This window comes from Brevundimonas mediterranea, assembly GCF_014196125.1.
GTDB lineage: Bacteria > Pseudomonadota > Alphaproteobacteria > Caulobacterales > Caulobacteraceae > Brevundimonas > Brevundimonas mediterranea.
In genome coordinates, this window is the sequence record NZ_JACIDA010000001.1 from 694,898 (window position 1) to 707,975 (window position 13,078).

General features: G+C 67.3%; 11 protein-coding genes. 4 read left to right on the top strand and 7 right to left on the bottom strand.

What is annotated here, in order from left to right; all coding sequences use genetic code 11:
- Positions 1-92 precede the first annotated feature (92 nt).
- The 3 genes from GGR11_RS03570 to GGR11_RS03580 are packed head-to-tail and all read left to right on the top strand — an operon-like array spanning position 93 to position 2,916.
- Positions 93-1,460 carry an MFS transporter gene (locus GGR11_RS03570; RefSeq protein ID WP_183195428.1) on the top strand — a complete coding sequence of 456 codons (1,368 nt, stop codon included), beginning with the start codon at positions 93-95 and terminating at the stop codon, positions 1,458-1,460.
- Positions 1,457-2,251 carry a nucleoside triphosphate pyrophosphohydrolase gene (mazG, locus tag GGR11_RS03575; RefSeq protein ID WP_183195429.1) on the top strand — a complete coding sequence of 265 codons (795 nt, stop codon included), beginning with the start codon at positions 1,457-1,459 and terminating at the stop codon, positions 2,249-2,251. Before GGR11_RS03570 ends, mazG begins: the two co-directional genes overlap by 4 nt.
- Before the next feature lie 8 nt (positions 2,252-2,259).
- Entirely contained in the window at positions 2,260-2,916 is a 657-nt protein-coding gene (locus GGR11_RS03580; protein WP_183195430.1) for an HAD family hydrolase, read from the top strand.
- 3 nt (positions 2,917-2,919) lie between these two features.
- Here the strand turns inward: GGR11_RS03580 and GGR11_RS03585 are convergent, their stop codons facing one another.
- The 7 genes from GGR11_RS03585 to dusB all read right to left on the bottom strand — a co-directional run bounded on the left by GGR11_RS03585 (position 2,920) and on the right by dusB (position 11,830).
- Positions 2,920-4,560, bottom strand: coding sequence for a Na+/H+ antiporter (locus tag GGR11_RS03585; RefSeq protein ID WP_183195431.1), 1,641 nt, complete (start codon positions 4,558-4,560; stop codon positions 2,920-2,922).
- Between the two features lie 3 nt (positions 4,561-4,563).
- Entirely contained in the window at positions 4,564-5,877 is a 1,314-nt protein-coding gene (gene hflX / locus GGR11_RS03590; protein ID WP_183195432.1) for a GTPase HflX, read from the bottom strand.
- On the bottom strand, positions 5,878-6,123 hold the full coding sequence (gene hfq, locus GGR11_RS03595) for an RNA chaperone Hfq (protein ID WP_003164861.1): 246 nt from the start codon (positions 6,121-6,123) through the stop codon (positions 5,878-5,880).
- A gap of 107 nt (positions 6,124-6,230) precedes the next feature.
- Positions 6,231-7,094, bottom strand: a complete 864-nt coding sequence (locus GGR11_RS03600; protein WP_183195433.1) for a D-amino-acid transaminase — start codon at positions 7,092-7,094, stop codon at positions 6,231-6,233.
- Positions 7,094-8,500, bottom strand: a complete 1,407-nt coding sequence (ntrX, locus tag GGR11_RS03605; protein WP_183195434.1) for a nitrogen assimilation response regulator NtrX — start codon at positions 8,498-8,500, stop codon at positions 7,094-7,096. The genes GGR11_RS03600 and ntrX overlap by 1 nt, the downstream gene beginning before the upstream one ends.
- 10 nt (positions 8,501-8,510) lie before the next feature.
- On the bottom strand, positions 8,511-10,778 hold the full coding sequence (locus GGR11_RS03610; RefSeq protein ID WP_183195435.1) for a sensor histidine kinase NtrY-like: 2,268 nt from the start codon (positions 10,776-10,778) through the stop codon (positions 8,511-8,513).
- Positions 10,775-11,830 (bottom strand): tRNA dihydrouridine synthase DusB, encoded by a 1,056-nt coding sequence (dusB, locus tag GGR11_RS03615; RefSeq protein ID WP_183195436.1) that lies wholly within the window; start codon positions 11,828-11,830, stop codon positions 10,775-10,777. The genes GGR11_RS03610 and dusB overlap by 4 nt, the downstream gene beginning before the upstream one ends.
- Before the next feature lie 93 nt (positions 11,831-11,923).
- Between dusB and GGR11_RS03620 the strand changes: the two genes are divergently transcribed.
- Positions 11,924-13,078, top strand: coding sequence for a bifunctional 2-C-methyl-D-erythritol 4-phosphate cytidylyltransferase/2-C-methyl-D-erythritol 2,4-cyclodiphosphate synthase (locus GGR11_RS03620; protein ID WP_183195437.1), 1,155 nt, complete (start codon positions 11,924-11,926; stop codon positions 13,076-13,078).

Below are 13,078 nucleotides of genomic sequence, written 5' to 3' on the forward strand. Positions count from 1 at the left end.
AGACCGCAGCGTCCAAATCCGACTCCGCGTCCGTCCGTAAAGCTGCGATGGTGAACCGGCCCGACTCATCCGGGCTGTTCCGGACCCGCTGCATGACCGCCGCCTCCGCGCCCCGTCGCTCCAACGCCGTGCTCGCCGCCTTCTCCGGCCCCTGCCTGCCGCTGGCGGCCTTCGGCGTCGCCCTGCCCGTCACCCTGCCGGAATTCTACGCCACCCATGTCGGGCTTGAGTTGGGCGTGGTCGCCGCCGTCTTCATGGCCGTGCGCCTGATCGACATCGTCTTCGACCCCTTCATCGGCTGGGGTATGGACAAGACCAAGACCCGCTTCGGCCGATACCGCCCCTGGATGGCGATCTCGACGCCGATGCTGATGCTGGCCGCCTTCATGATGTTCGTCGTGGTCGAACCCGGCGCACCGCCGGTCTATCTGTTCGGCTGGCTGCTGTTCCTCTACCTCGGCTTCTCCATCGGCACGCTCGGCCAGCTGGGCTGGGCGGCGGTCCTCGCGCCTCAGTACGATCAGCGCAGCCGCGTCTATGGCTGGTGGCAGGTGTTCAACATCATCGGCGTCGTGCTGATCCTCGTCTTGCCGACCATCGTGGTGAAGACGGGCATCGGCGACTACGCCGACGGCGTGCGGATCATGGGCTGGGCTATCGTCATCGCCCTACCCGTCACCATCGGCCTGGCCATGTTCGTCGTGCCCGAACCGGTGACCAAGGGGGACCAGCCGCATGGAAGCCTCGGCGCCTATCTGTCCCTGCTGGGCCAGAAGACGGTGCGGAAACTGCTCATCTCGGACCTGCTGCTCGGCGTGGCGCCCGGCATCACCGGTTCACTGCTGTTCTTCTTCTTCGGCCAGGTCCGGGGCTACGATCACACCCAGGCCGGTCTGTTCATGCTGGTCTATTTCATCGCCGGCCTGTGCGGCGCGCCCTTCTGGGCCTGGTTCGCCACCCGCGTCGGCAAGGACCGGGGTCTGGCCGTGGCCAGCATCGTCTCGGCTGTCCTCTACGTCGGCGCCACCCTGGTCCCCGGCGGCAACTTCGTCCTGACGGCCGTGGTCATGTTCATCGCGGGCCTGCCTTATGCCGCCGGCCTGTTCCTGACCCGCGCCATGATGGCCGACGCCGGCGACGAGGAGCGGTTCAAGACGGGCGTTGATCGCACCGGCCTGATGCTGTCCATCCTGTCGGCGACGACCAAGATCGGCCATGTCGTCGCTCTGATCCCCTATTTCATCCTTCAGGCGGTCGGCTTCCAGGCCCTTCCAGGCCCTTCGGGCAACAGCGAGACCGCGCTGCTGACGCTGCAGATCCTGTTCATCGCCGTGCCGGGCGTCCTGCTTGTCCTGGCCGGCTGGATGCTGAAGGATTATCCGCTGACCCAGGCGCGCCACAACGCCATCCGCGAGAAACTCGACGCACGCGACGCCGAACCGACCGCGGTGCGCCTGTGAGACCGATAGACCGCCTGCTCGGCGTTATGGAGCGGCTGCGCGACCCGGACGGCGGCTGCCCCTGGGACGTGGAGCAGACCTTCGCCACCATCGCCCCCTATACGATCGAAGAAGCCTACGAGGTCGCCGACGCCATCGAGCGCAACGACCTGAACGAGCTGAAGGGCGAACTGGGCGACCTGCTGTTCCAGGTCGTCTTCCACGCCCGCATGGCCGAGGAACAGGGCCTGTTCGCTTTCGTCGACGTGGTTACGGCCATCGCCGACAAGCTGGAACGCCGCCACCCCCACGTCTTCGGCGACGAGGCGCAACGCTCTTCCAAGGAACAGACCGTCGCCTGGGAAGCCATCAAGGCCGCCGAGCGCAAGGACCGCAAAAAGCCCGGCGTCCTGGACGACGTCCCCGTCGGCCTGCCCGCCCTGACCCGCGCCGCCAAACTGACCAGGCGCGCCGGCCGCGTCGGCTTCGACTGGCCCTCGACCGACGAGGTGTTCGACAAGCTGGCGGAAGAGGTGGCGGAACTGCGCGTCGAGATCGCGGCCGGCGACAAGGCCAAGGCGCGCGAGGAGCTGGGCGACCTGCTGTTCGTCGTCGCCAACCTGGCCCGCAAGCTGGATGTCGAGCCCGAGGACGCCCTGCGCGCCACCAACGCCAAGTTCGTGCGCCGCTTCGGCTTTATCGAGGCCGAACTGGCCAAGTCCGGCCGCACCCCCGACCAGTCGACGCTGGAGGAGATGGATCGCCTCTGGGACGCCGCAAAGGTCGCCGAGAAGGCCGGCTCGCCATCCTGAGCCCGCGCATGCCCTACGACCTGATCATCTTCGACTACGACGGCGTCGTCGCCGACAGCGAGGTGCTGAACAGCACCGTCATGGCCGAGCAGCTGACCGCCATCGGCCTGCCGACCAGTCTGGACGAGGTGCTGGCCGCCTATACGGGCAAGCGCTGGCGCGACAACCGGCCGGTGGTCGAGGCCGCCTTGGGCCGGCCCTGTCCCGAGGATTTCCACACCACCTGGTTCGCCACCTGCCGGGCCCGCGCGCCGATCCGTCTGAAGCCCGTGCCCGGCATGATCGACTTCGTCGCCGCGCGGCCCGAGGCCCGCTGCATCGCCTCGTCCAGCGGCCCTGACTGGATCGGCGTCGGTCTGGACCTGTTCGGCCTGACCGATCATTTCGACGGCGCCGTCTTCACCGGCCTGGTGGTCGAGCGCGGCAAGCCCCACCCCGACATCTTCCTGCACGCCGCTGAAAACATGGGCGTAGACCCGGCCCGCGTCCTGGTGATCGAGGACAGCGAGGCGGGAGTCACCGCCGGGGTGGCCGCCGGCATGACGGTGGTCGGCCTGACCGCCGGCGGCCATATCCGCGACGGCCACGCCGAACGCCTGGTCGCCCGCGGCGCCCACCACATCGCCGACAGCTACGCGGCTGTGGCGGCGTTCATGGATCGCTGACCGTTAAAGATACCGCAACTCCTGGAGATCCACTTCGCGGATCATCCGCCGCGCGGTGACCTCGTCGATCTGCCTAGCCCGCGCCATCCGCCCCAGTTCATCTCGCTCAGCCGCCAGACCGGCCAGCCACAGGCGGCGCTCAACGGCGTCGATCTTGCGCGCCACGACCGCATCGTCCTCATCTGTGCGGGTATGGGTCTCGATGCGGCGGCGATAGACCTCCATGATCCGACTGGCGACGTCGGAATAGAGGTCGGGATTGGTCTTGCCCTCGGCCATGGCGTGCGAGGCGTCCTCGACGGCGCGCAGGGCGGCCGAGGCGGCGGCGACGCGGCCCCGGTCCTCCTCCCGTTCCTGCGACGGCTCAGGCGGGAGTTCGACCCCCTTCATCAGCCGCGGCAGGGCGAAGGTCGCCACCAGTAGCGAAACAATGATCACCCCCGCCGCCAGAAAGATGGCCAGGTTGCGCGACGGCATCGGCGATCCGTCTCCCAGAACGAACGGCAGGGTCAGTATGCCGGCCAGGGTGATGGCCCCGCGCACGCCCGCCAGCGACATGACCAGGGTCAGGCGCAACCCCACCTTGGCGGGCGGGCCGCGATGGCGCCGCCGGAACAGGGTCAGCTTCAGCGAGGTCCAGACCCAGACGAAACGCATGACCGCCAAGGCGGCGACGATGGCGAACACATAGACGGCCAGCCACCAGACTTCCGGCCGGCTGGTGCCCCGCACCACCTCGGCCGCCCGCGCCAGGATCGACGGCATCTGTTCGCCCAGGATGACGAAGATGATGCCGTTGGCGACGAACTGGACCGTGTCCCACACTACGCCGCGCCGGATTCGGGTCATGGCCAGGGACTGGCCTCCGATCCCGCCGCCCCGTTCGGTGAAGCTCATGGTCACGCCCGCCGCGACCGCCGCCAGAATGCCGGAGGCGTTCAGTTCTTCAGCGACCAGATAGGCGGCGAAGGGGATCAGCAGACTGACCAAAATCTGCGCCCCGACGTCCTCGCCCCAGCGACGACTGACGAAACCCTTGGCGTAACTGATGGCCATGGTGACCAGAACGCCTGTCACCACACCGACCAGGGCCAGCCAGGCGAAGGATCCGATGGCGCTGCCGATCGAGAAGGCGCCGGTCGTGGCCGCAACCACTGCGATCCGCATGCAGGTCAGGCCGGTGGCGTCGTTCAACAGCGACTCGCCCTCCAGGATGTGCATCAGCCGTTTGGGAATCGGCGCTCGGGCGGCGATGGCCTGAACCGCGATGGGGTCGGTCGGAGACAGGATGGCGGCCAGGGCGAAAGCCACCGCCAGCGGCATCTCCGGGATCATCCACCAGATCATGAAGCCCAGACCGATGACGGTGAACAAGACGAGGCCCAGGGCCAGTTCCAGGATCACCGCCCGGTCCCGAAACAGCGCCTCCTTGGGGATCCGCCATCCATCCAGAAACAGCAGGGGCGGCAGGAACAGGAGGAAGAAGATGTCCGGCTCCAGATCCACCGTCGTTCCTGTCGCCAGCACGATGGCCGCCCCCAGGCCGATCTGCACCAAAGGCAAGGCGATGCGCGTGATCCGCGCGACCGAGCCCGACACCACGACGGCCAGAAGCAGCAGCAGGACGGTCTCGATCAGATGCATGGGTCAGTCAGCCAGGGTGGGATACAGACGTTCGAATCGCCCCAAGGCCGCAGGGTGAAGCCTGACAGTGACGTGAGTGCGGCCGACGTCGTCCGTGTCCCGGAAGGTCACCCGGCCGTGCTCGTACAACCAGGCCAGGGCCTCGCCCTGGTCGGGCTCCAGCGTCAGGAGGGTCTCGGGATCGTCGTCGATCAGGCCGGCGATGGTCTGGCGCAGGGGTTCGATCCCCTCGCCCGTCCAGGCCGAAACGGCGGCCGCCTCGCCCGTCTTCGCCAGACGTTCCGCCTGGCCCGACACGGCCTCGCGCGCCTCGTCGTCCAGCAGATCGATCTTGTTCCAGACCTCCAGCACCCGACGGGTCTTGCCCTCGGGCGTCTCGATCTGTTTCAGCACTGCCTCCACGTCCTTGGCCTGGGCGTCGCTGTCGGCCGAGGCGATGTCGCGGACGTGCAGGATCAGGTCGGCCTCGCCCACCTCTTCCAGTGTGGCGCGGAAGCTCTCGACCAGTTCGTGCGGCAGGTCGGAGATGAAGCCGACGGTGTCCGCCACGATAGCCGGCCGGCCCTGCGGCAGGCGAATGGTGCGCTGGGTCGTGTCCAGAGTGGCGAACAACAGGTCCTTGGCGAAGACCTCGGATCCCGTCAGCCGGTTGAACAGGGTCGATTTGCCGGCGTTGGTGTAGCCGACCAGGGCGATGGTCGGGAACGGAACCTTCTGGCGCTGCTTGCGGTGCAGACCGCGCGTGCGCCGCACCTCTTCCAACTCGGCCTTCAGCCGCACGATCCGGTCGGCGATCAGGCGCCGGTCCAGCTCGATCTGGGTTTCGCCTGGACCGCCGGTCGAGCCCGTGCCGCCGCGTTGCCGCTCCAGGTGGGTCCAGGTCCGCACCAGGCGCGACCGCTCATAGTCGAGCCGCGCCAGTTCAACCTGCAGCCGGCCTTCCTTGGTCCGCGCGCGGCGTCCGAAGATTTCCAGGATCAGGCCGGTGCGGTCGATGACCTTCACCTCCCACGCCTTCTCCAGATTGCGTTGCTGCACCGGCGTCAGGGCGTCGTCGATGATGACCGCCTCCGCATCGGCCGCGCGCACCAGGGCGGCGAGTTCCTCGACCTTGCCGCTTCCAAACAGGGTGGCGGGGGTGGTCCCTCGCAGTCGCACGATCTCTTCAGCGCGCACGTCAAGGTCCAGCGCGCGGGCGAGGCCCACGGCTTCCTCAAGGCGCTCGCTTGCCAGCCGAGGGCTGTCTGAGCGTCGGTCGGGATGGATAACGACCGCCCGGATCAGCGGGACGGAGTGGTCGATCAGTTTGCTGGTCAATCAGTCTTCTTCGGCGTCGGGCTCGTACAGTTGCACGGGCGCGGACGGCATGATGGTGGAGATGGCGTGCTTGTACACCAGTTGGGACTGGCCATCGCGGCGCAGCAGCACACAGAAGTTGTCGAACCAGGTCACGATGCCCTGCAGCTTGACCCCATTGACCAGGAAGATGGTCAGCGGCGTCTTGGTCTTGCGGACCGAGTTGAGGAAGGTGTCCTGAAGGTTCTGACGTTTGTCTTGCGACATGGCAGGGTTTTTCCTGTTCTTGGTTGTTCGTCGCCGAGGGAGCGGCGGCGGGGCCGAATGGCGGCCGGAGGCGACCTTAAACGCCGCCTCCGTGCTCCGGCAACGCCCTAAATGGCGTCTCGGCGCGCCTGATCAAGATAGAGCTGACGCAGCTTCAGCGTAATCGGCCCCGGCGTGCCGTCGCCTATCTTCGTTCCGTCAATCGAGATCGCCGGAGTGACGAAGGCGCCGGCGGCGGTGAAGAAGGCTTCCCGCGCCCGCTTGGCCTCTTCGACGCTGAAGGGACGCTCGTCCAGTTCCACCCCGTGTTCCTTGATCAACGCCATCAGGGTGGTCCGCGTGCAGCCCTTCAGGATATTGGCCTGGGTGTCGCGCGTTCTCAGCTTGCCGTGCTCGTCCACGATCCAGGCGTTGGTCGATGAGCCTTCGGTCACCAGGCCCATGTCGTCCACGAACCAGGCCTCATAGGCCCCGGCCTCGCGGGCCGCCTGTTTGGCCATAATGTTCGGCAACAGCCCGACCGTCTTGATGTCGCATCGCCCCCAACGGATGTCGGGCTGGGTCAGGACGGCGACGCCCTTCTGCGCCTGCGCCTCTCCGCGCGCGGGCGAAATCGACTTGGCGGTGACGATGACGCTGGGCGGCGTGCCGGGCGTGGGGAATGGGTGATCGCGGCGCGCCGTGCCGCGCGTGACCTGCAGATAGACGATGCCGTTCTTCACCCGATTGCGACGGACGGTTTCGCGCAGCACCCGCGTCAGGGACGCGACCGACATTGGAATGTCGATGCGCAGTTCGTTCAGGCTGCGGTGCAGCCGCGTCATGTGGCCGTCGAAGTCCGCCAGCCGTCCGTCGAACACGGACCAGACCTCATAGACCCCGTCCGCGAACTGGAAGCCGCGATCCTCGATATGGACCACGGCCTGGCCATGCGGGCTGTAGGTTCCGTTGACATAGGCGACGCGGGACATCAGGCCGGATCTTCCTCTTCTCCACCGCGGGCCGGTGAGACCCCCAGCGACTTCAACTTACGGTGCAGGGCCGAGCGTTCCATGCCGATGAAGGCGGCGGTGCGCGAGATATTGCCGCCGAACCGCATGATCTGGGCCGCCAGATACTCCCGCTCGAAGACTTCCCGCGCCTCGCGCAGCGGCAGGGCGATGGTGCGTTCGGCCCCCAGGTTCGAGGAGCCTCCGTTCGACGTCGCCACCTCCTGCGGCAGCATGTCGGCGGTGATCGGTTCGTTCGGATCACCGGTCGCCAGGATCAGCAACCGTTCGATATTGTTGCGCAGCTGACGGATGTTGCCGGGCCAGGGATGGACTTGCAGAACCGCCACTGCGTCATCGCCGATGATGCGGCGCGGCAGGCCTTGCGAGGCGCTGATCGTGTCGACGAAATATTCCACCAGTTCGGTGATGTCCTCGCGCCGTTCCGACAAGGCCGGCACCCGGATCGGCACCACGTTCAGACGGTGGAACAGATCCTCGCGGAACCGCCCTTCGGCGATTTCGGTCTTCAGGTCGCGCGAGGTCGAGGTCACGACCCGCACATCGACCTGCACGTCCTGTTCGCCGCTGACGCGCCGGAAACGCTGATCGACCAGGACGCGCAGGATGCGGCTCTGGCTCTCGCGCGGCATGTCGCTGATCTCGTCCAGATACAGGGTGCCGTTGTGGGCGCGTTCGAACACGCCGATCTTGCGCGGACGGCCATCCTGGCCTTCCTCTCCGAACAGTTCGACGTCCAGCCGCTCCGGCGTCATCCCGGCGGCGGAGATGGCAACGAACTCGGCCCGGGCGCGCGGGCTGGCCTCGTGGATCTGACGCGCGACCAGCTCCTTGCCGGAACCGGCCGGCCCGGCGATCAGGACCCGGCTGTTGGCCTGGGCCACCTTGGCGATGGTGCCGCGCAGCGCCTGGGCCGCCTGGGACCGGCCGATCAGGCCCGACGGGGTCATCGTCTGCGCCCGCAGCCTGCGGTTTTCGCGCTTCAGCGTCGCCGCCTCGATCGCCCGTTCGACCACGACCACCAGTCGGTCCGACTTGAACGGCTTTTCGATGAAGTCATAGGCGCCGCGCTTCAGGGCTGTCACCGCCGTCTCGATATTGCCGTGGCCCGAGATCATCACCACAGGCAGGTCGGGATCGATCTCCTTGACCACCTCCAGCAGCTCCAGCCCGTCCAGACCGCCGCCCTGCATCCAGATGTCGAGGATCGCCAGCGACGGCTTCCGCGCGCGGATTGCGGCCAGAGCTTCGTCCGAGTTGGCGGCCACGCGCACGGCGTGCCCCTCGTCCTCGAGCAGGCCCGAAACCAGATCGCGGATGTCCGCCTCGTCGTCGACGACCAGAATGTCGGAACCGGTAGGTCGCATCTTGCCTCGCTTATTCGGCGACGACGGTCTGGAGCTTGCGCTCCGTCACGTCGCCGGTCTTGCCGTGGGGTTTCAAGGGAAAAATCAGGCACACCCGCGCGCCGCGCAGGGTCTCGGCGTCGGCCAGCTTCAGCTCGCCGCCGTGGTCCTCGCAAATGCGTTTGACGATGGCCAGGCCCAGGCCCGTGCCCTTTTCGCGCGTGGTCACATAGGGTTCAGTCAGACGATCGCGGTCCTTGGCCGGCAGGCCGACCCCGTCATCCTCGACCACGAAGGTCGCTGTGCCGTTTTCCACGACCAGCCAGGCGATCATGCCTGTGGCCTCGGACCCAGCCGCTTCTCCGGCCGCCAATCGACGGGCGGCGACGGATTCGCCGGCGTTCTTCAGGATGTTGATCAGGGCCTGGCCTACCATGCGGGCGTCGCAACGCAGCGTGGCCTTGGGCAGGGGCTCGTCCATGTCCACGACGATGTCGGCGGCGGCCACCCGCTGGGCGAATACAGCCTCCCGCAGCATTTCCGCCGGATTGGCCGAACCGAAACGCGGCGCCGGCATGCGAGCAAAAGACGAGAACTCGTCCACCATCCGGCCGATGTCGCCGACTTGGCGGATGATCGTGTCAGTGCAGCGGTCGAAGATCTCGACGTCGTCCACCTTGTCGCGATACTTCCGTTTCAGCCGTTCGGCCGACAGCTGGATCGGCGTCAGGGGGTTCTTGATCTCATGGGCGATACGCCTGGCGACGTCACGCCAGGCGGCGTTGCGTTGAGCGGTGACCAGCCGGGTGATGTCGTCGAAGGTCAGGACCATCTCGCCGCCCTGCCCGCCCTCGATCCGGACCCTTAGTCTCTGGGTCTCGCCGCCGCGGCTGACGTCGATGTCTTCTTCGATATGGGCCTCGACCCGACCGACCAGGTCGCTCAGCTCGGGCGAAAGCGCCGCCAGTTCGTGGCCCAGAACCTCGTCTTCTTCGATATGCAGCAGTTGCAGGGCGCTGTCGTTGATCGCCGACACCCGCCCACGCCGGTCCAGGCCGATAACGCCTGCGCTGACGCCCGACAGCACGGTCTCGATAAACCGGCTGCGGTTCTGGGCGTCGTCGCTGGCCGCCTTCAACGCGGTCTGTTGCGCCTGAAGATCACCGGTCATGCGATTGAAGGCGTCGGAAAGCAAAGCGATTTCGGCCGGGGCGCCCTGACTGTCCACCCGGGCGCTGAAATCGCCGCCCGCCACCTGGTCCGCCGCCTGCACCAGACGCCCGATCGGGGCGGAGATGCTGCTGGCCGCCGACATGCCCAGCCAGACGGCGCCGACCAGAACCAGCAGCGCCGTCTCCAGATAGCTGAGGATGAAGGCGGACTGGATCCGCGACCGGCTTTCCTTCGCCTCATTATAGGCTTCGATAGACTGGAGTGAGGCGTTCATCCGCGCGACCAGCCCGTCCTGCAAAGGCCGAACCAGATAGAGATAGGCGTCGCCATAGGCCGGAAGGGCGATGATTGATCGAACTGTGTCGGGGTTCTGCGTCACGTCGGTCGGCGGTTTTCCACCTTGGGCCGCGTCCTCCAGATAGGTCCGAGGGGGCGCCAAATAGGGCGGCGCGTCGGGCCGCTCCGCACGCGCCAGCACCTGACCGTCGCCGTTCAATATGTAGATGGCCGGATAGCCGAAAATTTCCCCGACCTGAGCCAGGGCGTCGTTAAATTGAATGCGGTCGTCGAACAGGCCTCGCGCGCTATTGAGCTGATCAGAGATCGTCACCAGATCCGCGTCCACCGTCGTGGCGACGTCGCGGATATAGGCGCGCCCGACCACCGCGCCGTTCTCGACCGAAGCCTGAACATTCTGGCTGAACCACTGGTCGACTCCCCGCGTCACCAGAAGGCCGAACACCAAGGCGATCAACACTGCCGGAACGACGGCCACCATGGAGAACAGGGCGACGAACCTCAGGTGCAGCCGCGACCCTGCGTCGCCCGTGCTGCGCGCCAGGGCCAGGACCCGTCGCCCGACGATAAAGGCCAGACCTGATATCAGCGCCAGATTGGCCAGCAGGACGAACAGCACCACCTGGCTGGTCGATCCCCGCGCCGTGCCGGACGCCGCACCGGGCGCCGCAGCTACCAGCCAGACCGCCGCCGCCGTGATGACGACCGCGATGAAATAGGCGAACCCGAAGCCCGCCCGGGCCCGTTCCGCTTCGAAACGCCCCCAGAACGACTCATCAACCGACACGGTGTCGGTTGAAGAGGCCGCAGGTGAAGGCGTATCCGTCATGCCACAGCAGTGTCCACTAACTGTGGCTCATCTTCAACATCCGACTTGCTGATCTTCGGCAAAATTTCGCGCCAAAGCTCCATCATCGCCGCTTCGACGGCCAGAGGCTCATCCAGGCGGCAAATTATTGCCTTGGCCTCGCGACGGTGTTGCGGATCAGCCGGCCAGGGCGCCTGCTCAATGTACCAGCCTAGGTGTTTGCGGAACATACGCAGACCCAGCGGGAGTCCGTAGAATTTTACCGACGCGCGCAAATGCTCGACGACGATCCCAAGTCGCGCCTCCGGCCCCGGCTCCTCCAACGAAACCCCGTCGATCAGCGCCCGCTCCAGGTGGGCCGCCAGCCATGGCCGTCCATAGACGCCCCGCCCCAGCATCAGGCCGTCGGCGCCCGACTGCGCCAGGGCCTCGCGGGCCGCTTCCGCCGTGGTGATGTCGCCGTTGACGATGACCGGTATGCCGACCGCCGCCTTGACCTCGCCCACCGCCACCCAGTCGGCATGACCGGTATAGAACTGCTTGCGAGTGCGGCCGTGAACCGTCACCGCCTTGACCCCGATCTCCTCGGCGCGTCTGGCCAGTTCGGCGGCGTTGCGGCTGTCGTCATCCCAGCCCAATCGCATCTTCACCGTCACCGGCCGGCTGGTCGCCTGGACCGCCGCCTCCATGATGCGACAGGCCAAATCCGGGGTCCGCATCAGGGCCGAGCCGGCGGCCGACCCCGTGACCTCCTTGGCCGGACAGCCGAAGTTCAGATCGACGATGTCCGCGCCCGCCTTTTCCGCCATCCGCGCGCCCTCGGCCATCTGGCCCGGATCGCGCCCGACCAGCTGGATCACCGTCAGCGGCAGGCCGGCGCCCACCGCCGCGCGTCGCACCACGTCGGGCCGTTCGCGCGCCAGCTCCTTGGCCGCCACCATCTCTGTGGCCACATAGGCCGCGCCCAGCCGCGAGGCGAGCAGACGGAACGGCAGGTCGGTCACGCCCGTCATGGGCGCCATCAGCACCTGGCCGGGCACGGTCACGTCGCCGATCTGTAAAGTCTTGGCCATTCGCGCCTTTCGCAGCATCAAACACCCCCTCGTCAAGCCTGACGACGGCGGATTGATGTTTCGTCCCGCGACGGCGCGCTCTAGAAGGCCGGCATGAGTTTCTCGGGCATCATCGTCGCGGCCGGGTCGGGTTCACGCGCCGGCGGCGACAAACAGTGGCGCGCCCTGGGCGGCAAGCCCGTGTTGCGCTGGTCGGCCGAGGCCCTGCTGAACGCCGGCGCCGATGAGCTGGTGGTCGTGGTGGCTCCCGGCGCCGAAGACCGCGCGGCCGAAACCCTCGCCGGCCTGTCGAAGTGGCGGACCGTGGCCGGCGGCGCCGTCAGGGCCGAGTCGGTCAGCGCCGGTCTTGCGGCTCTGACCTGCGGCCCCGAGCAGCCGGTATTGATCCATGACGCCGCCCGCCCCCTGCTGGACCGCGCCGTCATCGACCGGCTGATCGCGGCCTTGGACCATGCCGACGGCGCCCTGCCCGCCCTGCCCGTGGCCGACAGTCTGCGGCGCGGCGCAGACGGCCTGATGGCGGGCGTGGTCGAACGCGACGGCCTGTGGCGGGCCCAGACGCCTCAGGCCTTCCGGCGCGATACGATAGAAACCGCCTACGCCGCCTGGACCGAAACCGAGGCCCCGACTGACGAAGCCTCGGTCGTCCAACGCCACGGCGGCCGCGTCGCCCTGGTCGAGGGCGATCCCCGCCTGATGAAACTGACCTATCCCGAGGATTTCGCCATGGCCGAGGCCCTGTTGTCGCAACAGACCCGCTACCAGACCCGGATCGGCTCCGGCTATGACGTCCACCGCTGGGGTCCGGGCGGTTCGGTCTGGCTGTGCGGGATCGAGGTGCCGCATGACCAGACCCTGATCGGCCATTCCGACGCGGACGCCGGCCTACACGCCCTGACCGACGCCCTTCTGGGCGCCATCGCCGAGGGCGACATCGGCGACCATTTCCCGCCGACCGATCCGAAATGGAAGGGCGCGTCTTCCGACCTCTTCCTGCTTCACGCCGCCCAGCTTGTCGCCGCGCACGGCGGTCGGATCGTCAATGTTGACGTCACCCTGATCTGCGAACGCCCCAAGGTGAAGCCGCACCGCCAGGCCATGCGCGAACGGATCGCCGGCCTTCTGGCGCTCCCGCTGGACGCCGTCAGCGTCAAGGCCACCACGAGCGAGGGCCTGGGCTTCACCGGCCGGGGGGAAGGCCTGGCCGCCCAGGCGGTGGCGACGGTCGAGACGCCCGTTTCCGCCTGA

Bases quoted from the DNA above. Each gene is read 5' to 3' on its own strand.
- GGR11_RS03570 (WP_183195428.1), top strand. From the start codon at position 93: ATGACCGCCGCCTCCGCGCCCCGTCGCTCCAACGCCGTGCTCGCCGCC.
- GGR11_RS03580 (WP_183195430.1), top strand. From the start codon at position 2,260: ATGCCCTACGACCTGATCATCTTCGACTACGACGGCGTCGTCGCCGAC.
- GGR11_RS03585 (WP_183195431.1), bottom strand. From the start codon at position 4,560: ATGCATCTGATCGAGACCGTCCTGCTGCTGCTTCTGGCCGTCGTGGTG.
- hfq (WP_003164861.1), bottom strand. From the start codon at position 6,123: ATGTCGCAAGACAAACGTCAGAACCTTCAGGACACCTTCCTCAACTCG.
- GGR11_RS03600 (WP_183195433.1), bottom strand. From the start codon at position 7,094: ATGTCCCGCGTCGCCTATGTCAACGGAACCTACAGCCCGCATGGCCAG.
- ntrX (WP_183195434.1), bottom strand. From the start codon at position 8,500: ATGCGACCTACCGGTTCCGACATTCTGGTCGTCGACGACGAGGCGGAC.
- GGR11_RS03610 (WP_183195435.1), bottom strand. From the start codon at position 10,778: ATGACGGATACGCCTTCACCTGCGGCCTCTTCAACCGACACCGTGTCG.
- dusB (WP_183195436.1), bottom strand. From the start codon at position 11,830: ATGGCCAAGACTTTACAGATCGGCGACGTGACCGTGCCCGGCCAGGTG.
- GGR11_RS03620 (WP_183195437.1), top strand. From the start codon at position 11,924: ATGAGTTTCTCGGGCATCATCGTCGCGGCCGGGTCGGGTTCACGCGCC.